This is a genomic window from Hymenobacter glacieicola (assembly GCF_014640315.1).
Lineage (GTDB): Bacteria > Bacteroidota > Bacteroidia > Cytophagales > Hymenobacteraceae > Hymenobacter > Hymenobacter glacieicola.
The window spans coordinates 138128-162906 of the sequence record NZ_BMGS01000007.1 but is presented as its reverse complement, the minus strand read 5'-3'; the positions used below and the strand labels follow the sequence as shown (position 1 = coordinate 162906).

Genomic DNA, 24779 nt, shown 5'->3' with positions numbered 1-24779 from the left:
CTGTACTGCATTAGTCCTGCTGGGCTGTCTGGTGCACATCCCGGAAGCAGAGCATGGCCCCGAGCTGCTCTTCTTTGTCGGCGTCGAAGCCGCAGGTAGCCCGGAATTCAGCGGGGTTGCGGTAGGTGCCGAACAGCCAGTCCCAGATGACCAGGTCGCCGTAGTTATGGCTGTGCTGCTGGTATTGGTGATGGACGCGGTGCATTTCGGGGCGCTGAAAAACGTAGCCCACCCAACGGGGAGTGCGCACATTGGTGTGGTAGAAAAACTCGCCCAGGGCGGTGCAGAGCGTGTATACAGCCCCGGCGGCGGGGCTCAAGCCCAGCATCGTGTACACCAGCAGCCCACCGATAAGAGAATTCACGGTCATCTCCAGCGGGTGCTTGTAAAAGGAAGTGATGACCTCAATCCGCCGCGGGCTGTGATGAATCTGGTGGAAGTGCAGCCACAGAAAATCCTGGGTATGACGCCAGCGATGCCACCAGTAGAATACGAACGTCGCCACCACGTAGGCCAGCAGCCCGCCGGGTACCGGCCCCACGTAGCGCGACACGTGCAGTAGGGAGTAGGCCGAAAACCACTTTTCCCAGGTTATTCCGGCTACCACTACCACCAGCAGCTGGGCCAGGTTTATGGTCAGCACCCGCAGGGGCCAAGTGGCAATCCGGGGCAGCTTCCAGCCGGGAATTAGGCGCTCCAGCACGAAGCAAAAGACAAAGGCCCCGAAAATAAGGACCAGCAGGGGCGGCGCGCCCCACGGCGGCAGCGTCAGGCTCAGGGCGGGGCTGCTGCAGAACAAAGCCGCCGGAATATTGAGGTGCATAAGAAGCGGGGGGTGGTGAAATCCTGCTTCAAAGGTGCGGCGGCGGCACCAGGCAACCCTTGATATTTATCAAGAACGGCGGGCACGCAGGCGGCTTAGGGTTTCCGGGGTCAGGCCCAGGTGGGAAGCCAGCATTTTGAGCGGTACGCGCTGGAAAATACCGGGGTAGTGAGCCAGTAGCTGCTCGTAGCGCTCCGCCGCCGAGAGCATGCGCAGCTGCAGGGCCCGCCGCTCACTGAGCACGTAGTACTGCTCCGTGAGACAACGGCCGATAAAGTTAAACTCCGGAAACTGCCGGTACAGCTCCTGCAGCTGCTCGTAGCTCAAGGACCACAGCACGCAATGCGAGAGGGCCTGCAGGTACTCGTGGGAGGGCTGCCGGGAGAAAAAGCTCAGGATGGAAACGATGAAGTTGCCCTCGGGCATAAACCAGGCGGTTACTTCCTTGCCCTCTTTCAGGTAGTAGCCGCGCACCAGCCCGGTTTCCAGAAAGTACAGCCGCTGGGCCGTGTGGCCGGGTTGCAGCAGGTGCTGCCGCGGCTGGGCCGTGTCGCGCCGGACCTGCTGGCGCAGGGCCTGCGTCAGCCCCGCTGAAAGCGGGTGCAAGGAGTGGCAACGCCTGAGAAATTCTTCCATGGACCTAAGATAACCGCCTGGCCGTAACCCAGAAAAAAAGCCGCCCTGCGGGCAGGGCGGCTTTGAAAAAGGGGAACGGGAGGTAGGGCCGGGCGCTAGTAGGCTTTGGCCTGCCACTCCGTAAGGGCGATGCGCATGCTGGGCAGCTGGCTCTTAAACGTGCTGTCTTCCTTGTCGCCGAGCTTGATGGCCTTGCGCGCGTACACGATGGCCGTGCCGAAATCCTGCTGCTGGGCCAGCAGACGAGCTTTCACCCAGTTGTTGGTGGCCGCATCCTGCAGGCGCAACGACTCATTAATGTAGGTAAGGGCGCGCTCGGCCTCGATGTTGTTTTGCACCAGGTAGTCGGCCGCCTGGGCCAGCAGCTGCCAGTCGCCGGGCTTTTGCTGCAGCACCCGCTCAATGCCGCTGAGCACCTGTTTGTGCACTTCGGTCTCGATGGGGAGCGTGAGGGTGCGCTTTTCCCAGGTCAGGTTCAGGTGGGCGCCCGTGGGTTTAATGTCGGAAAACCAGTAGAGCAGGTTTTCGTGGAAGGGCGCCGTTTCCGGCATGGCCGGCACCCGCACCACGTCGTCGCGCTGGTCGTAACCCTCGGCGCCCCAGTGCGTGGTCACCCGGTTCAGGACCAGCTCCCAGTCCCGGTCTTGGTGGGGAACCACGTAATACGAGTACTGGCCCGCCGGCACCAGTTGCCCGCGCAGCAGCACGGGCGTGGAGAAGGTAACGAGCGTATTCTCGTTGGCACCCGCCCGCCACACCTGGTCGTAGGGAACCAGGCTGCCCCACACGGCGCGCGCCCGTACGGCTGGCGCGTGGTACTCCACGGTTACCTCCGTCAGCCCGAAGGTTTGGCTGACCAGGGCCCGGGGGCTGGCCTGTGGTAGGGGCAGCTGCACGGGCTGGCTGCCCGCGGGAGTAGGCGCGGGCGCGGAGGTAGGGGCGGCAGGGGGCGCTACCGGGGTTTCGGCAGCGGCCGGGGCGGGAGCAGCAGACTGGGCCTGGGCCCGGCCCGCCGCACCGAGCAGGCTAATCCCGAGTCCCAAACGAATAGCCGCGAGCCGGACACGATTCATAGGCAAAACAACACTAGGTAAGCAGCAGAAGGAAGGGGACAGTGACAGGTGGCAGTAGGCTTGAAACAATGATGCCAGAAATCAGGTTGCAGGGTGGCGGAAAACGTAAAGGTCCGGCTTTCGCGTAAAATTTTTGGTGAAAAGTTTTCATCCTACCCGTTGGCCCGTACATTTGCCCAGCTACTACCAGCCTCGTATGCCTTTCTCCGCGCTATTTGCAAGCCCTTGCCACCAGTTGGCCGCCCACGCTCTGGGCCGCCTGGCCGGGCCGTGCGCGTCGCAGCACCAGCATCATCACGGGCACCATTCCTCTTTCTAGAGGAATATACGCATCATATTGACCCCGTTGGGCGAACCGCACCGGTTCCCCGGCCCCCGCAACCAGGTGGCCCCGGCAGAGTATTGCCTGTTCCAACGTCTTGGGTCCCGCTTTCCCCGTAACCCTTCCCGAATTAGCCTGACGAATGGTAGTTGCTGCCACTTCTTACTTTCTAATTCTTACTTCTTACGTAAACCACTATGCTCCGTCTGGCCATCCAGAAATCGGGCCGCCTAAGCGAAGACTCCCTGACCCTGATTCGGGAGTGCGGTATCAGCTTCCTGACGTCCTCGTACAAGCTGAAAACCGAAGCCACTAATTTTCCGCTTGAAATCCTGTACCTGCGCGACGACGATATTCCCGGCTACGTGCAGGACGGCGTGGCCGACCTGGGCATTGTGGGCCAGAACGTGCTGGTGGAAGCTGGCCTGCCCCAACTGGAAATCGAGGGGCTGGGCTTTAGCAAGTGTCGGCTGAGTTTGGCCGTGCCCCGGGCCGCCGGCTACGATTCCGTGGCTGACCTGCAGGGCAAGAGCATTGCCACGTCCTACCCCCAGATTCTGGGCTCCTACTTGCAGGAGCGCGGCGTAACGGCCAACCTGCACACCATCAGCGGGTCAGTGGAAATTGCCCCGAGCATTGGCTTGGCCGAGGCCATCTGTGACATTGTGAGCAGCGGCTCGACGCTGCTGGGCAACGGCCTGCGGGAGGTGGAAACGGTGTTTCGCTCCGAGGCCGTGCTGATTGCCAACCAGAGCCTGAGCCCGGACAAGCGGGAATTGCTGGAGCAGCTGCAGTTCCGGATGCAGGCCGTGCGCCGGGCCCGCCGCAACAAGTACATCGTGCTCAACGCGCCCGTGGCGGCCCTGGACGCGGTAAAGGCTCTGTTGCCCGGCATCAAGTCGCCCACGGTGACGGCCCTGGCCGAGGAAGGCTGGGTGTCGGTGCAGTCGGTGGTAAACGAGGATGATTTCTGGCATATCACCGGGCAGCTCAAAGCCGTGGGAGCCGAAGGCATTCTGGTGCTACCCATTGAGAAAATGATTGCCTAATCCGGGCCTTATGGACTTGGGTGAGGCCCCCCGGCCCCCCGAAAACGCGGTCCGCACGGCAACCCAGACTCCCGAATCCCCAGACTCCCCAACCAGATGCAGCTCTTTTCGTACCCCGCCCCGCCGCAGTGGCCGGCGCTTCAGCAGCGCGCCGCCGCCCAGCAGGCCCAGGATATAGACCAGCGGGTAGAACAGATTTTTGACGATGTGCGCCGCCGCGGCGACGCCGCCCTGCTGGAATATGCCCAGCGCTTCGACGGGGCCGATCTGTCGGCGGGCCTGCGCGTGAGCCTGGAGGAGCTGCGCGCGGCCGCGGCCCAGGTGCCGGCCGCGCTGCAGGCCGCCATCCGCCAGGCCCACGCCAACATTCTGCGCTTTCACCAGGCCCAGGTGCCCCAGCCGGAGCACGTGGAAACCATGCCGGGCGTGCAGTGCTGGCGCCGGGCCGTGCCCGTGCAGCGCGTGGGCTTGTACATTCCCGGTGGCACGGCCCCCTTGTTCAGCACCCTGCTGATGCTGGGCGTGCCGGCCCGGCTGGCGGCCTGCCCCGAGGTAGTGCTGTGCACGCCCCCGCAGCGCGACGGCTCCGTAAACCCCGTTATTCTGTTTACGGCGCAGCTGCTGGGCATTACTACCATTATCAAGGCCGGGGGAGCCCAGGCAGTAGCCGCCCTGACCGGCGGTACGGCTTCGGTACCCGCCGTCGATAAGATTTTCGGCCCCGGTAACCGCTACGTTACGGCCGCCAAGCAGCTGGCTACCCGCTACGGGGTGGCCATTGATATGCCGGCCGGGCCCTCGGAAGTGCTGGTTATTGCCGATGCCTCGGCCAATCCTGCCTTCGTGGCGGCCGATTTGCTGAGCCAGGCCGAGCACGGCCCGGATTCGCAGGTGATTTTGCTTTCGGATTCCTTGCCCATGCTGGAGGCAACCCAGGCCGAGGTAGCGCGTCAGCTGCGGGAGTTGCCCCGGGCGGAGGTGGCGGCCCAGGCCCTGCAGGAAAGCCGCGCTATTCTGCTGCGTACGCCCGAGGAAATGCTGTACTTCTCCAACCAATACGCGCCGGAGCATTTGATTTTGGCCGTGCAGAACCCGGAGCAGCTGGCTGAGGGCGTGACCAGCGCCGGCTCGGTATTCCTGGGCCACCTGACCCCGGAAGCGGCCGGCGACTACGCCTCGGGCACAAACCACACCTTGCCCACCAACGGCTACGCCCGCAACTACAGCGGGGTGTCGCTGGATTCCTTCCTGAAGAAAATTACCTTTCAGCGGCTTACGGCCGAAGGCCTGCGCCACGTGGGGCCGGTGGTGGAGCTAATGGCGGAAGCGGAAGGCCTGCAGGCCCACGCCCGCGCCATAACCCTGCGGCTGGAATCCTTGGCCTTGCCGCAGCGGTAGGAAAAAGCAGCTTGCCACCGTGGTTTCTCCAGCCGTCGACTCCTTAGTATATAGTGTGCCCTACGCGGGCCTCCCGGCTACCCGCGTAGGGCACCAAAAAGAAGTTTTCCCGGCGGCCCTTTTTAGCAGCGCGCCTGCTGCATCTACTCAACAACGTCCGTGATTCATGTTTGATTTAGACAGTCTCGTGCGGCCCAACATCCGGGCCATGAAACCCTACTCCTCGGCCCGTGACGAGTTTCAGGGAGAGGCCCAGGTCATGCTCGACGCCAACGAGAACAGCCTGGGTAGCGCCGGCCCCGAGCAGTTCAACCGCTACCCCGACCCCTTGCAGCGGGCCGTGAAAGCCGAGCTGGCCCAACTAAAGCGCGTGCGGCCGGAGCAGATTTTCCTGGGCAACGGCTCGGACGAAGCCATCGACCTGCTGGTGCGCCTGACCTGCGTGCCCGGCCAGGACCGCATCCTGATTCTGCCACCCACCTACGGCATGTACGAGGTAGCAGCCAACCTCAATGACATAAGCCTGGAGCGCCTACCCCTGACCCCGGACTTCCAGCTGGCCCCCGAAACCGTGGCCGCCGTTGTGGCCTCCGAAGCCAAGCTGGTGTTCCTGTGCTCGCCCAACAACCCCACCGGCAACCTGCTGCACGCCGAGGCCATCGAGCAGATTCTGCGCGGCTTCCGCGGGCTGGTGGTGGTGGACGAGGCGTACGCCGATTTTGCCGCCGCTCCCAGCTGGACCACCCGCCTGGCGGAGTTCCCCAACCTGGTCGTGCTGCAAACCTTCTCCAAGGCGTGGGGGCTGGCCGGGCTGCGCCTGGGCATGGCCTTTGCCGCGCCGCAGGTTATCGGTTACCTCAACAAAATCAAGCCCCCGTATAACGTGTCGGCCGCAACCCAGCAGCACGCCCTGCAGGCCCTGCGCGATGCGCCCCGCTTCGAGCAGATGCGGCGGGCGCTGCTAGCGGGCCGCGACTGGCTGGCCCAGCAGTTGCCCGCCTTGCCCATCGTCGATACCGTGTTTGCTTCGGATGCCAACTTCCTGTTGGTGCGCTTCCGCCCCGACGCGACGGTGCTGTACGACTACCTGCTGAGCCGGGGCATTGTCGTGCGCAACCGGACCACCCAGCCCGGCTGCGCCGGGACGCTCCGCCTCACCGTGGGTACTCCCGCCGAGAACGAGCAATTGCTCGAGGCCCTGCGCGCCTTTAACTAAATCAACCTCACTGGCCCGCCGCCACCGACAGCCCACGTCATCATCCACCACGCTAGATGCCTGAGGCGCGCTGGCCCGAACGGGAAATCTTGTAACCACTCCATGAAGAAAGTTCTTTTCATTGACCGCGACGGCACCATTCTGATTGAGCCGCCGACGGATTTTCAAGTTGATGCCCTCACCCGGGAGAAATTCCAGTTTGTGCCCGGCGCCATCAGCGGGCTGGCGCGCATCGCCCGCGAGCTAGACTACGAGCTGGTGCTCGTCAGCAACCAGGATGGGCTGGGCACGGAAAGCTTTCCGGAAGACACCTTCTGGCCGGCCCACACGATGATGCTCGACATTATGCGCTCGGAAGGAGTGGAGTTTGCGCGTGAGCACATCGACCGGAGCTTTCCCCACCAGAACCTGCCTACCCGCAAGCCCGGCACCGGCATGCTGCAGCAGTACCTGGACCAGGGCAGCGGCTACGACCTGGCCGGCTCCTTTGTCATTGGCGACCGGCTGACCGACGTGGAGCTGGCTCAGAACCTGGGCTGCCAGTCCATCCTGATGCAGCCGGAAGGGGAGGGCTACGAGCGCGCCGCCCTGACCACTACTAGCTGGGAAAAGATATACCAGTTTCTGCGCCTGCCCGCCCGCACGGCCGTGGTACAACGCGACACGAATGAAACTAAGATCAGCATTGAGCTGAACCTCGACGGGAACGGCCGGCCCCAGATGCACACCGGGCTGGGCTTCTTTGACCACATGCTGGATCAGCTCAGCAAGCACTCGGGCGTGGATATGAAAATTTCGGTACAGGGCGACCTGCACATCGACGAGCACCACACCATTGAAGACACGGCCATTGCCCTGGGTGAAGCCTTTACCCAGGCCCTCGGCGACAAGCGCGGCCTGGCCCGCTACGGCTTCCTGCTCCCCATGGATGACGTGCTGGCCCAGGCGGCCATTGACTTCTCGGGCCGCCCCTGGATGGTGTGGGAAGCGGAGTTCAAGCGCGAGAAAATCGGGGATATGCCCACGGAAATGTTCTACCATTTCTTCAAGAGCTTTTCCGACGCGGCCCGCTGCAACCTCAACATCAAGGCCGAAGGACAGAACGAGCACCATAAGATTGAAGCTATTTTCAAGGCCGTAGCCAAGTCCATAAAGATGGCCTTGGTACGGGATGCCGGGCGAATGGAAATCCCCAGTACCAAGGGTATTTTATAGTTTACCCATTTGTTTAAACAAATGGTAATACCCTGGCTCGCTGCTTGATTCAGCCGCGTAGCAGGTTGAGTTAGCGTAGCGGCCGGCCTGGTTTGCTAGCTGCAATGCTGGCTGCAACAAATGGTTAAACAAATGAATTAATCTTCGGACGAGTTGACGTTCTTCAAATGGAAATAGCCGTAATTGATTACAAAGGAGGCAATGTGCAGTCGGTGCTGTTTGCCCTGGAGCGGCTGGGCGTGCAGGCCACCCTGACCTCCGACCCGGAGGTCATTCAGCGGGCCGACAAGGTGTTGTTTCCCGGCGAAGGCGAAGCGGCCTCCGCCATGCGGGAGTTGCGGGTGCAGGGCCTGGACCAGGTGTTGCCCACGCTCACCCAGCCGTTCCTGGGAATTTGCCTGGGCATGCAGCTGCTGGGCCAGCACAGCGAGGAAGGCGGGGGTACTGACCTGCTCGGGATTTTGCCTTTTAACGTGATCCGCTTTCCGGCGGCACCCGAGTATAAAGTGCCGCACATGGGCTGGAACAACCTGCAAGCCTTGCGGACGCCGCTCTTCGCGGGCCTGCGCGAGGAAGACTACGTGTACTTTGTGCATAGCTACTTTGCGCCCGTCGGCGACTATACCATTGCCCAGGCCGAGTACCCGGCTCCGTTCAGCGCCGCCGTGCAGTACCAGAACTTCTACGCCGTACAGTTCCACACGGAAAAGAGCGGTCCGGTTGGTACCCGCATCCTGGAGAACTTTCTCCAGCTGTAGAAAAATCTGCAGCCACTTAGGGCTTATCCAGGGGCCTTGCGCTACCCCAGCACCCAGGGCTACCCATGGCCCTGGCTGACCACCCTCTCTGCTGAAGTTATTACCCCTCATCACCCCAGACTGACTACATGGAAATCATTCCCGCTATTGACTTAATCAATGGCCAGTGCGTGCGCCTGACGGAAGGCGACTTTGCCCAGCAGACCACCTACGATGCTGACCCGCTGGCCGTGGCCCAGCGCTTCGAGCAGCACGGCGTGCGGCGCCTGCACCTGGTAGACCTGGACGGGGCCCGGGCCAAGCAGCCGGTAAACCTGCCGGTACTCGAGCGCATCGCCCGGCACACGAGCCTGGTCATTGATTTTGGCGGCGGGTTGCAAAGCGAGCAGGCCGTGCGTCAGGCCTTCGACGCCGGGGCCCGCCAGATTACGGCCGGCAGCATTGCCGTGCGCGAGCCCGGGACGGTAGGCGGGTGGCTCCGCGAATTCGGGACCGAGCGCGTCATTATCGGGGCCGACTTCCGCGACAACTTCATTGCCATTAATGCCTGGGCCGAGCAAAGTGAGCGGACCCTGCGCGAGTTCGTGGAAGGCTACCTGGCGGCCGGGGCCACTACCTTTATCTGCACTGATGTCAGCAAGGATGGTAAGTTGCAGGGCCCCGCCCGGGCAACCTACCAGCAGCTGCGCCACGAGCTACCCGCGGCCCGGCTGGTAGCCAGCGGCGGGGTTACCACCCTGGCCGACGTGGAGGCCCTGGCGGAAATCGGCATGCACGGGGCCATTATCGGCAAGGCCATTTACGAAGGCACCATCACCCTGGCTGAGCTGCAGCCCTGGCTATAAGAATTCCTACCTGATGCTCACCAAACGAATAATTCCCTGCCTCGATATTAAGGATGGACGCACCGTGAAGGGCGTGCAGTTTGAAGGCCTGCGCGACGCCGGCGACCCGGTGGCCCTGGCCGCCCGCTACGCCCGCGAAGGGGCCGATGAGCTGGTGTTCCTTGATATTACGGCCACCAACCAGAAGCGCGCCACGCTGGTAGCGCTGGTGCGCGATGTGGCCCGGGAGCTGGACATTCCCTTTACGGTGGGGGGCGGCATTGGCACCGTGGCCGATGTGGAAGTGCTCCTGCTCAACGGGGCCGATAAAGTCAGCATCAACTCGGCCGCTCTGGCCCGGCCGGCGCTGATTGACGAGTTGGCGGCCCGGTTCGGCTCCCAATGCATCGTAGTGGCGGCCGATGCGCGCTACCATGCCCCCGACGGCTGGCAGATCTACACCCGGGCCGGCACCCACAACACCGGCCTGGACGCGGTGCAGTGGTGCCGGGAGGCGGCCGAGCGCGGGGCCGGCGAAATTCTGCTAACTTCCATGAGCAACGACGGCACCAAGGACGGCTTCGCCCTGGACATTACCGGCGCCGTGAGCCGGGCCGTGTCGGTGCCGGTGGTGGCCTCCGGCGGGGCCGGCTCCCTGCAGGATTTCACCAATGTGTTCCAGCAAGCCCACGCCGACGCCGGGCTGGCAGCCAGTATATTTCACTTCGGCGAAATCGGCATCCGGGAACTCAAGGAGCACCTGCGCCAGGACGGTATTCCGGTACGCCTGTAATCTAGCGTTGTCAGGTATTAGGTAGGAGTTGTCGGTAGTCGTTACCCGCGCGGTACGGGCGGCGGCGGCTGACAGCAGCGCCTGACCACTGACAACTTCCCCCACCCGACAACTACATAAGCATATGGACTTCGCTAAAATGCCCGATGGGCTGATTCCGGTTATCGTGCAGGACGCCCACACGGGCCAGGTCCTGATGCTGGGCTACCAGAACGAGGAGGCCCAGCGCGTGACCCGGCAGAGTGGCCGGGTTACGTTCTTTTCCCGCTCCAAGCAGCGCCTCTGGACCAAGGGCGAAACCTCCGGCCACTACCTGACGGTGGTCAGCCAGCACCCCGACTGCGACCAGGACGCCCTGCTAATCCGGGCCATTCCCGACGGGCCGACCTGCCACCGGGGTACCACCAGCTGCTTTGAGCAGCCCAACCAGACGGCGTATCCGGCGGCGGCCGTCAGCTTTATTGCGGAGCTGGAGCGGCTGGTGCAGCGTCGGCAGCGCTACCCCGAGGAAGACCCCAAGTCCTACACGGCGTCGCTGTTTCGCAAGGGAATGCCCAAAATCGCCCAGAAAGTAGGGGAGGAGGCCGTGGAAACCGTCATTGATGCGGTGGGTGGTAACACGGAAGGCTTAAAGGGCGAGGCTGCTGATCTGCTCTATCACCTGCTGGTGCTGCTGACTGCGGCCGGCTTATCGCTTGAAGATGTGGTGCAGGTGCTGCGCCAGCGCCACTCCACTATTACGGGCGGGGTGCGCCGCCCAGAATGACCTAGCCGACCGGTTACCCTACCGTTTTCCAACGCCCCGGCGCACCACAGGTTGCGCTGGGGCGTTGGCGCTATAAGCAAGGCTCCTGGGTTCAGCAATGCTTAAAAAAGCACTGATAAGCACCTGGTTAAGGTGGATAGCTGGACTATGCAGCTAGCTTGAATTATTTATTGTTTACACTATAGAAAAATATTAAAAGTATAAAGCAATAGCTAGGTGATACAGTGCTTTACTATTTATAAAATTATCATAAATATAAACAGAAATTTGCAAGGCATCCACCGCTTCCAGCCAACCCGCAGAAGAAGGCAAAACCTCCGCCGTACCAATCCAGTAAGAATAGGAGTACGACCCGCCCACGGTCTTTTCTAAACGGTTGCCTACCTTGCGCAGCCCTAGTATCAGTTGCCGTTTTTTATGCCCGACACAACTTCCTACCTGCCTACGCAAAGCCTGACGGTGCTGGTACCCGTCTATAATGAAGAAGAAAGCCTGGGGCAGTTTGTGGTGGAGATGAACAAGTTTCTGGCGGAAACGCCCGTCCCGACGACGGTCTTGTTTGTCAATGACGGGTCGACGGATAACTCCCTGGCCCTTGTGCGGGAAGTCTGCCAGCAGGAGCCGGCTTATGAGTTTATCAGCCTCAGCCAGAACCGGGGGCTGAGCACGGCCATTAAGGCCGGCATTGACCATGCCCGCACAACCCTGATCGGGTACATTGACTCCGACATTCAAACCACCCCGCTGGACTTCCTGCAGTTCTTTCCCTTCTTTCCGGAGTACGACATGGTCAACGGCATCCGGGCCAAGCGCCAAGATACCTTCGTGAAGAAGCTGTCCTCCAAAATTGCCAACGGGGTGCGACGGACCCTGATTAACGACGGTATTCAGGATACGGGCTGTCCGCTGAAGATCATCAAAATTGAGTATGCCCGGCGGATTCCCCTGTTTCACGGCATGCACCGCTTCCTCGGGGCGCTGGTGCAGCTGCAGGGCGGCAAAGTGAAACAGCTGCCAGTGCGTCATTTCCCGCGCTTTGCGGGCACGGCCAAGTACAACCTCTGGAACCGGGCCTGGAAGCCGCTGGTGGACACGTTCGGTTTCCGCTGGATTCGCTCGCGCTGGAAGAACTACGAAATCGGGGAGCAGCACCTGGGGCAGCCGTCGGAAGCTGCTGCCGCTACGGCTGCCCCGGGCCGCCACTAACCCGCACCTTGCCATGACCACGCAAACTGTCGCGCTGGGCATCGGACTGGTGTCGCAGCTCTTGTTTTCGAGCCGGATTGTGCTGCAGTGGATTCAGAGCGAGCGGGCCCGGCGGGTGCTGGTGCCTACCCTGTTCTGGCAAATCAGCCTGGTGTCCTCGTTTTTGATGATCGTCTACGGCATCCTGCGCCACGACCCGGTCATTCTAGCTGCCCAGCTCATCAGCTACGCCATTTACATCCGCAACCTGCAGCTGCTGGGCGAGTGGGCCAAACTCAACCCCTGGTTTCGGGCCGGTGCTTACGTGTTTCCGGTTGTAATGCTGGGTTGGTTTGGGGCCGGCAATCAGCACTTCAGCTTGCAGGCCATGCTGGGGAGTCGGATTCCGGGTGGGGTGCTGGCGCTGGGCGCCGTGGGGCAAACCATCTTTCTACTCCGGTTTGTATATCAGTGGCTGTATTCGGAACGCAAGGGAGAGTCGTCGCTGCCCCTGAGCTTCTGGGTTATCAGCTTCGTGGGGTCCCTGCTGATCCTGATTTACGCAGGCCTGCGCCAGGACCTGGTGCTACTGATTGGCAATAGCTTCGGCACGCTGGTGTACGCCCGTAACATTGTGCTGCTACGGCGCGAGCAGGCCCGCGTCACCCACACGACCTCCGCCTAATTGGCTTGCCCGGGGGGCTACCTGCTAGCCAGTTGCCAACCCACTTAAAAGCCCAACGGCCCGTAAACAACGGTTGGCCGTTGGGCTTTTTTACTACCGCCCGGCTCTTTGCCAGCTTACGTAGGCTGGTACTCGGCCAGGTCCATCCAGCGCACAAATTCCCGCAGCCCTTGGGCGAGCGTGGTTTGCGGGGCATAGCCGAGCAGTTGCTGGGCTTTGCGGATGTCGGCGTAGGTAACGTCCACGTCGCCGGCCTGCATGGGTTGAAATATGTAACTGGAAATGCCTATCTACGGTTACGCTACCCACGGGGCGGCGCAGCTAATTGCCGGCCGGCTACCGCCTTTTTCTGCTTGTGCTATGAACTTAGTTACGCGTGTGTGGGCAGTGGCTACGGGGCTGCTGGGTGCCGGGCCGGAAACTGCTCGGGAACCGGGCCCATTCACCCTTGATTCCACCCGCGTCAGCCCCCGGCCGCCCCGGGTTCCGTTGGTTATCGGACACGCCGGGTCGGGCTTTTTTCACCCGGCCAATGCCCTGCCCCCTAATAGCCTGCGCAGCATTACCCGCGCCCTGCAGCGCGGAGCCGACGGGGTGGAGGTTGACGTGCGGCTCAGCCAGGACAGCATTCCCGTCCTCTACCACGACCACACGCTGACTACCATGACCAATGGCACGGGCTGTGTCAGCCGGACCCCCGCTGCCCAACTCACCCTTCTGCGCTACCAGGGCGGCTGGCTCTATGACTGGCGGCAGCACGAGCGGCTCATTACTTTGGAAACCTTACTGGCTGCACTCCAGAAGGATCAGCATAAGCTTGGGGGTAGTCAGGAGAGTACGGGTACCACTGCGTTTCCCTACCTGCACCTGGATCTGCACGAGCAGGATGCTTGCAGCACGGGCGACACGGCCCGCAGCCGCGCCCTGGCCCGGCGGCTGGCTTTTTTACTCACGCGCTACCACGTGCCCCTCCCGCGGGTGCTGGTGCTGACCAACCGGCCCGCTACCCTGGCCTACCTGCGCCAGCTGCTGCCCTCCCTGCCGCTGGGTTTTGAGTTCACCGAAGCGTTTGAGGCTGGCTTTACTACCCTTGGGCAGCTCTCCTTCGTGCAGGCGGCCGTCGTGCACAAAGATGACATCAGTCTGGCTCGGGCTGCGCGACTTCATAGCTTGGGGCGGGAGGTGGTAGTCTTCGGGGGGCGTTCGGCCCGGGCCGTAAGCCGGGTGGTAGGGGCAGGCCCCGATTCGTACGAAGTCGACAATGTGCGGCAACTCCGGGCTACTCTTCGGCGTCAGTCACGGGTCGGGGCCCTAAACAAAGTTACAGAGCAGTAGCTTCGGGGCCGGGTAATAAATCAGGATTGACGGTATTCTATGCGAATCTTAGACAGTGGGCGGGCCTCCCGGTGGGGGCGGGTTGCGGCGGTAGGCGTGGTATGCGGGGTTAACTTTTTCGTCCACCTCGGGGCCCCGGAGGTGAGCCTAATGGAGTCCCGTAACTTTGTGGCCGCCCGCGAAATGGTGGCCGGGGGCTCTTGGCTGATTCCGACCCTGAACGGGGAGCTGCGCCTGGCCAAGCCCCCGCTGCCCACCTGGGCCGTTGCCGGCCTGCAGCAGCTAACCGGCCCCACCCAGCAGCTGGCCGTGCTGCGGCTGCCGGCCGCTTTGGCCGCCACGCTGCTCGTATTCTTTTTCTGGGGACTGGCCCGCGAGCTAACCCGCTCCCTGGAAGTGCCGGCCGCATCAACCGAACCTGGCCGCACGGCCTGGTTTAGTGCCTTGGTGCTGGCCAGCAGCCTGCTGGTGGTTACCATCGGCCGGGAGGGGCAATGGGACATCTTCACGCATAGCCTGATGATTGGCAGCCTGTGGCTACTGGCGCGTGGCTGGCAGCAGGCTGGGAAGTCTGTGCTTCCTTTTATAGGTGCGGGCCTGTTGGTGGGGCTTTCCCTGTTGAGTAAGGGGCCCGTAGCCGTCTATACCGTGCTGTTCCCCTTTTTAGGAGCCTATCTAATTGGGCAGCCCCAGCACCGCCACCAGGTTGTGCGCCAGGCCAAAGGTACGGGGGTAGGCGCGCTGGTAGGGGTAATAGTAGCGGGAAGCTGGCCCCTTTACATCTGGCTGGCGGTAGCACCGGCCGCCCTGGGCGTGGCCCGCACGGAAATTGCTTCCTGGGGCGAGAGGCACGTGCAGCCCCTCTGGTACTACTGGTCGTTTTTTGCCTTTACCGGTCTGTGGGCCCTGGTCTCACTGGCCAGCCTGGTCGTGCCTTATGCTCGCCCGCGGGCCAGTCGGTTTATTCCGTATCTGCTGGCGTTGGGTTGGCTGGGGGCTGGGCTTGTACTGCTCAGCGTGGTCCCGGAAAAGAAAGAGCGGTACATGTTACCCCTCATGCCGCCCCTGGCCCTGCTAATTGCGGGCCTACTGCGCCACTGGGATACGGCAAATCCCACAACCACTGGCCTGACTGCTAGGCTAAGTGCCGTAGATAAGCGGGTTGTAAGGGGGTGGGGCATCTTGTTAGCTGCTGTGTTTTTGGCCTTGCCTGTGCTGATGGTGTTTACGCACTTGCCCGGCTTTAGCTGGCCCTCCGGGCGCTTGCTAGTGGGTGCTTTTCTATTCTTGAGCTTAGTGGGTTGGGTAAGCTGGCAGGGGGTAGGCCTGGCCCGCTCATCCTCTCTGGTGGGGGCTAGCGTAGTGGGAGGGGCCGTCATTATCTGCCTGTTAATGCCGGCTTTTCCGGTCTGGGAGGCCCGTAAGGGCACGCTGGGGTTGCGCCGATTGGCCGACGTACGGCAGGGGACGGTGCTGCTAGGTCTACGAAGCTGGCGCAGCTTGGATACCATGCACGTAAAGCAGGTGTGGGCTGCCGGCCGGGCCATTCCTATCTGGCATCCTACCATTGATTCGCTGGTTGCCTTGCGTCACCCCGTGGCAGTATTCGCGGCCAGCCCGCCCCCCGAGCGGTTACCAACTGGTTGGGACAATTACGTTCGAGTTATCCGCTTGGATAGTTTTTATCTGGGCCGTGAAGCCAGCGGAGGGTACTGGTTTGTCTCTCGAATTGACCCGATCAATACACCAGTAAGCCTTAAGAATTAGGACTGTCGCTAGCCTGATATTACTTAACATAATAAAAACATAAACCAGCACATGCCAGCGGCTCTAATAGAGTTCTACCCTATTGGAGCCGCTGGCATGTGCTGGTCAGCGACTTAACCGGCGTCGAATCTTATCAAGTAACGCCCCGACTATATCCAGGTCGTCCAGATCCTGAATGGACAGTTGGGTATCAACTCCCGGTCCACTTATTCGGATGGCATACGTTGTCACTGGGTCCTTCATAGGTTCAGCAGAAACTAAAGGAGCCGCTGGAACCGTTTGTGCGGCCTGGGGTGACTCGCTGCTAGTCATCATCAGCGCTGATTGCCGTTGCACCGGTTCAGGAGTTTCTCGAGTTGGTATAAACACGGCCTCGGGCCCGGCAGCAGCTTTTGTACCCCTTGAAGTAAAGCTGTTGGCTGCCTCGGTAGCATCTTCGGCATCGTCTGTATCCAAGCCAAACAGACTGGACACCGCGTCGGCAACCCGAGGAGTGGGGGCGGGCGCCACAACTTCCGCAGTAGCACGACCAGGTACGGGCGTAACGGGAGATTCTGTTGCTACTATGGGGGCGCTGGCTTCCGTCGACGATACTGTCGGGCGGAACATGTTCAGGGGCATGTCCGAACTGGCTAGTTCGCGTCGGGGTGTTTGCTGAGCGGCTAGCTGGTCAATATCAATGATGGTATTACGCTCGTCTAGTATACCCGCCATGCGTGCCCCATCTACAAAAGCCTTGGCTACACTCTGTGCGTTTATCTCCTCCACCCCAAACTCTCGGATGAGCATGACGTCAAACATGTGAACCGGTAGTTCTCGGTTCCGGAATTTGCGGCAGATCTGAGTAAATAGTGGTGGGTGCAGAAAGGCTTCCCGGTGGTATATTTTTTCTTCCTGCTTATCGTAGGCATGTTTAATGCGCCGGAAGAGGTTAGTTGTCGTTAATAGCTCTCGCTTGCTAGTTAAGAGTCCAAACTTAACAGCAGAGCCAATGATGGCCTTGAAAGAGCCACTTACCTTTCTATTCAACTTCCGTGCTGCTGTTTCAATCGCACACTTCCCTCCAGTATCATCAACTACTTCGGCAACTTCCCAGGCACTGTCATAACTAGTGCGGGGATAGTCTATGGTTTTTGGCATATAATTTCAGAAGATTAAGGTGCAGTAAATATACTAAGTAGATAAGAAAATTGTTTGCCAATGAAGTATAAATAAGCAGTACAAAGTATAAAAAAGTTAAACTTTCTATTACGTTTTATACTTTTTTTTACCTTTCTAATTGAATATATGCTTTAACTTCTCTTTTTATACACTTCTTACTCTTATTTATTACCCTCTATAGAAGGTGCCGGGAGGGCCATAGGGCTATAGGTATTCACTTAAAGCATGAATAATGATCCAATACGGCTTTAACACTACTGAGCCTTCTGTTTTAGTTCTTTGATTTAAGGTGTATCCTTATAAGCCTAAAACTAACTAATTACTCATGCTCATTCAGCCAAACTCGTAAAGCGCACGAGTAGGAGGGATGCACTTTTAAATGGACTAAAGCTCTAAGAGCGCACTAATTCTTAACTACTGATCAAATATTCTTCATCCAGAAGCTGACAAGTCTTGATATCTCCAATGGTTGCACAGTATTAAACCTTTTGTAAACACCAGCCATGCTATGTTATAATGCAATCATGAAGGAGTTGAAATTGGATGCTGTGCAGATAGTGTACAGGTCGGCCAATTGATGACGAAATACTTCATTATCGTGGCACCTAAGTAACTCAACATGCTAAAGCTCCTTCACTCTAGTAGTAAGCCTTGATGCTACTGTTATCAATTTCTCTATCAGTCTAGACTTTTGCCGGAGCGCATTGGAAAAGAAAATTACCTACCGAACTATGCGTTTTTTAAGAAGTCTATTTTTGAGTACATCGTCATTATGTATGTCAAAGAACAGATAACGGCAAACCATTATTAGTGGTGTAACTTAGCTAAGTCTAGGCTGGAAGCTTCCATAATATTAAACTTCCTCAAAAGCAATATCAATACTAGTAGCAACACCGAGTGTGCGACTTTTAAATGCCATGGTAATTTGTCCTATAATTTATATTATGTTAAGTAGAGTTTTACAGAATAGCCCGAAGCAGTTAAACCTGTTTCGGGCTATTCTGTACTCCCCCGCTAGCTTAGCGGCAGCGGGATTACTTCTTCAAGGAATCAAGCTTGGCCGACATCTTCTCCGAGTCAGCCGTGCGGCCGACGCGCAGATAGGCTTTCTGCAGTGAGGAAATTGTAGCCCGATCATCGGGTTGAGCCTGCAGGGCCTTCTCGAAGTATGGCAGCGACTCCTGGAAGTACTTCTTACCATCCGCCTCAAACTTCTTACCTGACTTCTGATATTCGGCCAGGCTCATCTTGCTCGCCTTGGTGTACAGATCCGCTGCTTTGTTGTAGTTGTACACACCTAGGTTGAAATTAGCGTCGAAGTTGCTGGGGTCTACTTCTACGGCTTTCTTATAGGCCTCCAACGCTTTGGCCGGCTGCTTGTCCTGGTCCAAGATGGATCCTTTTACCGCGTACAAGTTGGAATTTGTCGGATCCGCCGCAATGGCCCGGTCGATTTTGTCCAGCGCCTCTTTGCCCCGGCCCGAGCTGATGTACATATTCAGCTCTTCGAGCATGAAGCCTTTGTTGGTTGGATAAGCAACCAAGGCATCCTGCAGCACCTTCATGGCTGCCGCGTCATTTTTTTCCTGACGGGCAATCTGCAGCAAGCGCCCGTACATCTGGGGCGACTTGTAGCCAATGCCTTGCAGCTTGCCGTACATTTCCTTGGCGCCAGCGAAATCCTGGTTGGCTTCCGAAGCATACGCCGCGTAGAGATACGCCGTGGAATCCTGAGGGCGAATCTGCTGGGCCATCTTGTAGGATTCGATAGCCTTGGCGAAGTCCTTGCCGTTGTAGCTTTCCACCCCGGAATTCAACGCCAAGCCGTACAAACCGTCGAGCTTTTGGGTAGCCATTTTACCGTACTCGCTGTCTTTGCCTTCCAGGTTTACCGCTTTAGAATACGACTCGAAAGCCGTTTTCGTAGCTTCCGCGGCGGGCACGGTTTTACCGTAGATCGGGCTGGCTACGATGCCTTCGTAGATTTCGCCGCGGGTATACCAGGTTTTGGCTTTGCCCTGGGTTTTTTCATTGGTGATGGCCTTGTCGATTTCCGTGCGGGCCTTGTCCAGGGTGCCCTGCTTCTGGAATAGGATGGCATTGGTTACGGCCGAGTTCTGGGCCGAAGCGGTGTGCAGCGCGGCCGCAGCCACCAGCGTCAAAAGAGTCTTCTTCATGGGAAGTTTGCTGAAGAATATGCGGTTTAGGGAAAGGAATTGCAACGCAAACGGCAGAACTCAAAGATGAGTTCTGCCGTCGCAAGTTAATTAGCGCTGATAGAATCCGGCGCGGTAAGGTCAGTCAGGTCCGCGTCCGGCGCGGCAGCAGAAGCTCCGCTCCCATCCGGGCTGCTAGTTGCTAGCAGCCCATCCAGTTGCTCGGCGTCCGGATCTACTTCTTTCTCTTCCGAAGCAACTTTAGCCACGGAGGAGATTTCGTCGCCCTGACTGATTTTCAGCAGCCGCACGCCCTGCGTGGCCCGCCCAATGCTGCGCAACTCACTCATGCGCAAGCGAATGGTAATGCCGGACTTGTTGATAATCATCAGGTCGTCGGCGTCGCTGACAGCTTTAATGGTCACCAGCTGCCCGGTTTTATCGGTCAGCTTCATGGCCCGCACGCCCTTACCACCGCGGTTTGTGATGCGGTATTCCTCCAGGGGGCTGCGCTTGCCATAACCATTGTCAGATACGACCAGCAGCTCATCTTGGCTGTCTTTGTCTATGCACACCATGCCTACCACCCGGTCATTGCCGTCCTCGGCCAGCGTGATGCCGCGTACCCCGGCGGCTGTGCGGCCCATGGAGCGCACTTTCGCCTCGGGGAAGCGCACGGCCCGGCCGGAGCGCGAGGCCAGTACTACCTCTGAGCTACCATTCAGCAGTTGCACGTCCAGCAGCCGGTCGCCCTCATTAATGGTAATGGCGTTGATACCGGCGGTCCGGGGCCGCGAATATGCTTCCAACGGCGTTTTCTTAACCGTGCCCTGCTCGGTGCAGAACATCAGGAAGGTGTTGTCGAGGTAGTCCGGGTCGCGCAGGCCGCGCACGTTCAGCACGGAGCGCACGTTGTCTTCCCGGGGAATCTCAATCAGGTTCTGAATGGGCCGGCCCTTGGTGGCCTTTCCTCCTTCCGGCACTTCGTACACTTTCAGCCAGAACACGCGGCCAGCTTCCGTGAAGAACAGCAGGTACTCGTGAGTAGTGGCCACGAACAGGTGCTCCGTAAAGTCATCCTGCTTGGAGGCCGCCCCGCGGGCCCCGACGCCACCGCGGGCCTGGGCCCGGTACTCGTCTAGGGCCGTGCGCTTGATGTAGCCTTCGCGGGAGATGGTAATAACCATGCTCTCGTCGGCAATCATATCCTCCATCGAGAAGTCGCCGCCGGCGTACTCAATGGCCGTGCGGCGAGCGTCGCCGTAGCGCTCCTTGATATCGGCCAGCTCCTGCCGAATGATGTCGCGCTGCATCTCATCCGAGGCCAGCACGGCTTTTAGATGATCGATGAGGGTCATCAGCTCGTTGTACTCGGCCACAATCTTGTCGCGCTCCAGGCCCGTGAGGCGCTGCAGACGCATGTCCAGAATGGCGCGGGCCTGCACCTCACTCAGCGAGAACCGCTCAATAAGCTGCTGACGGGCTACCTCCCCGTCGCGGGAGGAACGGATCAGGGCAATCACCTCGTCCAGGTGGTCAAGGGCAATGAGCAGGCCTTCCAGGATGTGGGCCCGCTTCTGGGCCTCGGCCAACTCGTAGCGCGTACGGCGCACGATAACGTCGGCGCGGTGCTCCACGAAGTGGTGGATCAACTCCTTCAAGTTCAGGGTCATCGGGCGGCCTTTCACCAGGGCCACGTTGTTAACCCCGAAGGAAGACTGCAGCTGGGTGTACTTGAACAGGTTGTTCAGCACCACCGTGGGCATGGCGTCGCGCTTCAGGTCGTAGACTACCCGCAGGCCGTCCCGGTCCGACTCGTCGCGCAGGTCGGCAATGCCCTCAATCTTCTTCTCGTTGATCAGGGCCGCCGTTTTCTCAATCATCGAGGCCTTGTTCACCATGTAGGGAATTTCGGTCACGACAATCTGCTCCTTGCCCGAAGGGGTAGACTCGAAGTGAGCTTTGGCCCGCATGACCACCCGGCCGCGGCCGGTTTCAAAGGCCTGCTTCACGCCCTCGTAGCCGTAGATAATGCCGCCGGTCGGGAAGTCAGGCGCCGTCACGTGCTCCATGAGCTCGGCGATGGTAATGTCGGGGTTGTTCAAGTAGGCCGAAATGCCGTCGACTACCTCCGTCAGGTTGTGCGGGGCCATGTTGGTGGCCATGCCCACGGCAATGCCGGTGGTGCCATTTACCAGCAGGTTCGGAAACTTGGCCGGCATCACCGACGGCTCCTCCAAGGAGTCATCGAAGTTGGGCTGAAAGTCTACGGTTTCCTTGTCCAGGTCGCCGAGCATTTCGTCGGCCAGGCGCTTGAGGCGGGCTTCGGTGTAGCGCATAGCGGCCGGCGAGTCGCCGTCGATGCTACCAAAGTTACCTTGTCCGTCTACCAGGGGGTAGCGCAGGCTCCAGTCCTGGGCCATGCGCACCATTGTGTCGTACACGGAGGAGTCGCCGTGGGGGTGGTACTTGCCGAGCACCTCCCCTACGATACGGGCACTCTTCTTATAGGATTTGTTGTAGGATACGCCCAGCTCCGACATGCCGTAGAGCACGCGCCGGTGCACGGGCTTGAGGCCGTCGCGCACGTCGGGCAGGGCCCGGGAGATGATAACCGACATCGAGTAGTCGATGTAGGCCCCACGCATCTCATCTTCAATGTTTATCGGAATGATCTTTTCGCCTTCCGCCATAGGGAGAGTGTAGTCGGCCGGCGCAGGCCCCGAAATGCGGAGCTTGCCGGCCCGTGAGAGTGAACTTCTTTGAAGCCTGCAAGATAGGCAAAAAACCCCGATTAACCTAGCCAGAAGCCCGATTTGCGGGCTATTTCAGGCTCTTGCTCCGGTCGTTCTTATGCTTGCCCGTTTCCTGCTTGTGCACCTTGATTTTTTCGCCAATGGCCGGGTTTTGTTTCTTGAACAAGGGCTGGCCACGGTACTTGGTGCCGCCGTGCAAATGCACCTTGCGGGTGTGGCAGGCCACGATGGGACAGGTGCGGCAGGAAACGACGGTAAGCAGCAGGACCACGGCCGGGAGCAGGCAGCGGCAAAGGAAGGAAGCAACAGACATGGGGTAAATATAGGAATTACAACTGCGCTACATCCTGCCCTTCCCACTCGCGCAGGAACTGGGCTAGAAACTGCTCCAGAAACGCGTGCCGCTCCTGGGCTACCCGGCGCGCGGCGGGTGTGTTCAGCCGCTCCCGCAGGTGCAGCAGCTTCTCGTAGAAGTGGTTGATAGTGGGGGCCGTGTTCTGCTTGTAGCTCTCAAAGGTTTGGTGCTGCAGGGGCGCGACCGTGGGGTCATGCAGGGGACGCCCCTTGTGGCCCCCGTAGGCAAAGGCCCGGGCAACGCCAATGGCGCCAATGGCATCGAGGCGGTCGGCATCCTGCACCAGCTCACCTTCCACCGTGCTCATGGGGGTAGCCACGCCGAGGCCTTTGAAGCTGATTTCGCGGATGATTTTTTCCACGGCCTGAATCACGCTTTCCCCTGCCTGCTGACTTTCCAGCCACTGGCGGGCGGCGCGGGGACCGGCTTCCTCGTCGCCGCCGTGAAACTTCCAGTCGGCCACGTCGTGGAGCAGGGCCCCGAGCTCGGTAATCTGGACGTTGGCGGTGGGCGTTTGCTGGGCCAGGGCCCGGGCTACCTGCCACACCCGGCGGATGTGCTCCCAGTCATGGCCGGAGCCTTCGTGCAGGAATGTAGCGCGGATAAAGTCGGCGGTACGGGCCACCAGCGGGTCGGCCTGAGCGGAGGAAAGGGGCATAAACTAAACGGTAGGTACGGGGGCCAAAAGTACGGGCTCCGGGCCAAAGGGTAGCGCCCCTCTCCTACCGGCCCCGGCTCCACCGGCAGCTTGCAGCAGTGCATTGCTACCTAAGGCACAGGATAGCCAAGCAGGCAGCCAAGCAAAACGCAGGTAATTACCCCAGCCTTGAGCGCCGCCTCGCTCCGAAGCCTGATAGAATGTAGGGAAGAATATAATTCTGCGCCCTTATGCAATAAATTCAGCGCGTATTTTTACGGTTAAATAATGTAAGTAAAAACATAACTGCCCTACGTATCAGCTTATTTACGGTGCTTATAACAATTATTTCTCAGCAGGTAAATCCAAGGGAGAAAGTAGCGGCGTAAATGCCGGCAAATAGTTTCATACTCTTCCACCTCCCCTGCACATTTCATGAAAAAGCATCTGCTTTCTTTCGCTTTCGTTGCCCTGTTGGGCGCGGCTTCCGCCACTTCCGTTTCGGCGCAGGCCAAGCTCACTCCCGGCACCGTTTCGGTTGGTGGCGAGGCCATGTACCCCAACAAAAACATTGTTGAAAACGCCGTAAACTCCAAGGACCACACCACCCTGGTAGCCGCCGTAAAAGCCGCCGGCCTGGTAGAAACCCTGCAAGGCAAAGGCCCTTTCACGGTGTTTGCGCCCACCAACGCCGCCTTTAACGCCCTGCCCGCCGGCACCGTGGAAACCCTGGTGAAGCCCGAAAATAAAGCCACCCTCACCAAAATCCTGACCTATCACGTGGTAGCCGGCAACATGACCGCCGACAAGATTATGGCGGCCATTAAGTCGGGTAAGGGAACGGCTACGCTGAAAACCGTTAGCGGGGGCACGCTGAAGGCCATGATGAACGGCCCGAAAAATGTAGTAGTGCAGGATGAAAAAGGAAATATTTCAACTATTTCCACTTACGATGTTACGCAGAGCAACGGCGTAATTCACGTAATCGATAAAGTATTGATGCCCTAATTTTTGAAGCGTCAGTAATTTATTTTAAATAATAAATGCGTGCCTGGCTAAAATAATAGCCAGGCACGCATTTATTATTTATAGACACGCAACCAGAAAAAACAACTAACTTCTGGTAAGACATTTCCCCGCTGTATCGGTTGTGTTCATCTACCTGCCACTTTCCCGCTACCCATGTCCCACTTCACCGCTGCCGATCTTACGGCCCTGGAAAAGGTATTTCGTCTCAACTTAATTAACGCCATTACGGGCTTTAAACCGGCTAACCTCCTTGGCACCACCGACGAGCAGGGCCATACGAACCTGGCCATCATCAGCTCCGTGGTGCACCTGGGCTCCAACCCGGCCTTGCTGGGCCTGGTGATGCGGCCGCCTTCCGTACCCCGGCACTCCTACGACAACATCCGGGCCACCGGCTTTTACACGCTCAATCACGTGCACTCGGGTATCATTCGCCAGGCCCACGCCACCTCCGCCACCATTGCCCGCGAGGTGTCGGAGTTTGACGCCTGCGGGCTCACGGCGGAGTATCGCGACGGTTTTACGGCCCCCTACGTGCAGGAAAGTCAGCTGCAGATTGGCCTGCAGCTACAGCAGGAAATTCCCATCGAGCTCAACGGTACCGTGCTGCTCATTGGCAGCGTGGAGCACTTGTACCTGCCGGAGGCCGTCCTCCGGCCCGACGGCTCCCTGGATTTGCCCGCTGCTGGTACCGTCGCCCTGAGCGGCCTGGATACGTACTACACCGCTACCCCCGTGGCCCGCTATGGCTACGCCCGACCCGGGCAGCCTGTCCCGGAGCTGCCACTTGACTAGTGAACCTGGAGGGACTTTTCTAGGTGAGGCCTGAAACCTGGGACT

General features: G+C 59.5%; 23 protein-coding genes. 14 read left to right on the top strand and 9 right to left on the bottom strand.

Features of this window, described 5'->3' with window-relative positions; translation table 11 throughout:
- Window positions 1-10 precede the first annotated feature (10 nt).
- The 3 genes from IEW18_RS14155 to IEW18_RS14145 form a co-directional block, all read right to left on the bottom strand.
- Window positions 11-823: a sterol desaturase family protein gene (locus tag IEW18_RS14155; protein ID WP_188558518.1), complete on the bottom strand. Its 813-nt coding sequence runs from the start codon at window positions 821-823 to the stop codon at window positions 11-13.
- A 69-nt stretch (window positions 824-892) separates the two neighbouring features.
- Window positions 893-1459: a Crp/Fnr family transcriptional regulator gene (locus tag IEW18_RS14150; protein WP_188558517.1), complete on the bottom strand. Its 567-nt coding sequence runs from the start codon at window positions 1457-1459 to the stop codon at window positions 893-895.
- A gap of 95 nt (window positions 1460-1554) precedes the next feature.
- Window positions 1555-2532, bottom strand: a complete 978-nt coding sequence (locus IEW18_RS14145; RefSeq protein ID WP_188558516.1) for a DUF2911 domain-containing protein — start codon at window positions 2530-2532, stop codon at window positions 1555-1557.
- 519 nt (window positions 2533-3051) lie between these two features.
- On the opposite strand from IEW18_RS14145, the gene hisG reads away from it, so the two are divergent.
- From hisG to IEW18_RS14095, 10 genes are all read left to right on the top strand, one after another.
- Window positions 3052-3903 carry an ATP phosphoribosyltransferase gene (gene hisG, locus IEW18_RS14140; RefSeq protein WP_188558515.1) on the top strand — a complete coding sequence of 284 codons (852 nt, stop codon included), beginning with the start codon at window positions 3052-3054 and terminating at the stop codon, window positions 3901-3903.
- Between the two features lie 96 nt (window positions 3904-3999).
- The gene (gene hisD / locus IEW18_RS14135; RefSeq protein ID WP_188558514.1) at window positions 4000-5301 is read left to right on the top strand and encodes a histidinol dehydrogenase; all 1302 of its coding nucleotides are present in this window, start codon (window positions 4000-4002) and stop codon (window positions 5299-5301) included.
- 166 nt (window positions 5302-5467) lie between these two features.
- Window positions 5468-6517, top strand: a complete 1050-nt coding sequence (hisC, locus tag IEW18_RS14130) for a histidinol-phosphate transaminase (protein WP_188558513.1) — start codon at window positions 5468-5470, stop codon at window positions 6515-6517.
- 102 nt (window positions 6518-6619) lie between these two features.
- A complete protein-coding gene (hisB, locus tag IEW18_RS14125) occupies window positions 6620-7732 on the top strand; it encodes a bifunctional histidinol-phosphatase/imidazoleglycerol-phosphate dehydratase HisB (RefSeq protein WP_188558512.1) in 1113 nt (370 codons plus the stop codon).
- 167 nt (window positions 7733-7899) lie between these two features.
- Entirely contained in the window at window positions 7900-8490 is a 591-nt protein-coding gene (hisH, locus tag IEW18_RS14120; protein WP_188558511.1) for an imidazole glycerol phosphate synthase subunit HisH, read from the top strand.
- A gap of 128 nt (window positions 8491-8618) precedes the next feature.
- Entirely contained in the window at window positions 8619-9335 is a 717-nt protein-coding gene (hisA, locus tag IEW18_RS14115) for a 1-(5-phosphoribosyl)-5-[(5-phosphoribosylamino)methylideneamino]imidazole-4-carboxamide isomerase (RefSeq protein ID WP_188558510.1), read from the top strand.
- A 13-nt stretch (window positions 9336-9348) separates the two neighbouring features.
- Window positions 9349-10107, top strand: coding sequence for an imidazole glycerol phosphate synthase subunit HisF (gene hisF / locus IEW18_RS14110; protein ID WP_188558509.1), 759 nt, complete (start codon window positions 9349-9351; stop codon window positions 10105-10107).
- An 88-nt stretch (window positions 10108-10195) separates the two neighbouring features.
- The gene (hisIE, locus tag IEW18_RS14105) at window positions 10196-10873 is read left to right on the top strand and encodes a bifunctional phosphoribosyl-AMP cyclohydrolase/phosphoribosyl-ATP diphosphatase HisIE (protein WP_262891895.1); all 678 of its coding nucleotides are present in this window, start codon (window positions 10196-10198) and stop codon (window positions 10871-10873) included.
- 417 nt (window positions 10874-11290) lie between these two features.
- Window positions 11291-12079 (top strand): glycosyltransferase, encoded by a 789-nt coding sequence (locus IEW18_RS14100; protein WP_188558507.1) that lies wholly within the window; start codon window positions 11291-11293, stop codon window positions 12077-12079.
- A gap of 13 nt (window positions 12080-12092) precedes the next feature.
- Complete coding sequence (locus IEW18_RS14095) at window positions 12093-12743, top strand: lipid-A-disaccharide synthase N-terminal domain-containing protein (RefSeq protein WP_188558506.1); 651 nt, start codon at window positions 12093-12095, stop codon at window positions 12741-12743.
- A gap of 116 nt (window positions 12744-12859) precedes the next feature.
- On the opposite strand, the gene IEW18_RS14090 is transcribed toward IEW18_RS14095, so the two are convergent.
- Entirely contained in the window at window positions 12860-13003 is a 144-nt protein-coding gene (locus IEW18_RS14090) for a hypothetical protein (protein WP_188558505.1), read from the bottom strand.
- A 100-nt stretch (window positions 13004-13103) separates the two neighbouring features.
- On the opposite strand from IEW18_RS14090, the gene IEW18_RS14085 reads away from it, so the two are divergent.
- A complete protein-coding gene (locus IEW18_RS14085) occupies window positions 13104-14078 on the top strand; it encodes a glycerophosphodiester phosphodiesterase (protein WP_188558504.1) in 975 nt (324 codons plus the stop codon).
- A 39-nt stretch (window positions 14079-14117) separates the two neighbouring features.
- On the top strand, window positions 14118-15845 hold the full coding sequence (locus IEW18_RS14080; protein ID WP_188558503.1) for an ArnT family glycosyltransferase: 1728 nt from the start codon (window positions 14118-14120) through the stop codon (window positions 15843-15845).
- A 105-nt stretch (window positions 15846-15950) separates the two neighbouring features.
- Here the strand turns inward: IEW18_RS14080 and IEW18_RS14075 are convergent, their stop codons facing one another.
- The 5 genes from IEW18_RS14075 to IEW18_RS14055 all read right to left on the bottom strand — a co-directional run bounded on the left by IEW18_RS14075 (window position 15951) and on the right by IEW18_RS14055 (window position 22931).
- A complete protein-coding gene (locus IEW18_RS14075; protein WP_188558502.1) occupies window positions 15951-16985 on the bottom strand; it encodes a hypothetical protein in 1035 nt (344 codons plus the stop codon).
- Between the two features lie 1055 nt (window positions 16986-18040).
- Complete coding sequence (locus IEW18_RS14070) at window positions 18041-19183, bottom strand: tetratricopeptide repeat protein (RefSeq protein WP_188558501.1); 1143 nt, start codon at window positions 19181-19183, stop codon at window positions 18041-18043.
- 86 nt (window positions 19184-19269) lie between these two features.
- Window positions 19270-21855, bottom strand: a complete 2586-nt coding sequence (gene gyrA, locus IEW18_RS14065) for a DNA gyrase subunit A (protein ID WP_188558500.1) — start codon at window positions 21853-21855, stop codon at window positions 19270-19272.
- A 130-nt stretch (window positions 21856-21985) separates the two neighbouring features.
- On the bottom strand, window positions 21986-22231 hold the full coding sequence (locus IEW18_RS14060) for a hypothetical protein (protein ID WP_188558499.1): 246 nt from the start codon (window positions 22229-22231) through the stop codon (window positions 21986-21988).
- A gap of 16 nt (window positions 22232-22247) precedes the next feature.
- Complete coding sequence (locus tag IEW18_RS14055) at window positions 22248-22931, bottom strand: HD domain-containing protein (RefSeq protein ID WP_188558498.1); 684 nt, start codon at window positions 22929-22931, stop codon at window positions 22248-22250.
- A 414-nt stretch (window positions 22932-23345) separates the two neighbouring features.
- Here IEW18_RS14055 and IEW18_RS14050 point away from each other — a divergent pair, with 414 nt between their 5' ends.
- Window positions 23346-23918 (top strand): fasciclin domain-containing protein, encoded by a 573-nt coding sequence (locus IEW18_RS14050; RefSeq protein WP_188558497.1) that lies wholly within the window; start codon window positions 23346-23348, stop codon window positions 23916-23918.
- Window positions 23919-24092: 174 nt separating this feature from the next.
- A complete protein-coding gene (locus IEW18_RS14045) occupies window positions 24093-24734 on the top strand; it encodes a flavin reductase family protein (RefSeq protein ID WP_188558496.1) in 642 nt (213 codons plus the stop codon).
- Window positions 24735-24779: the final 45 nt, after the last annotated feature.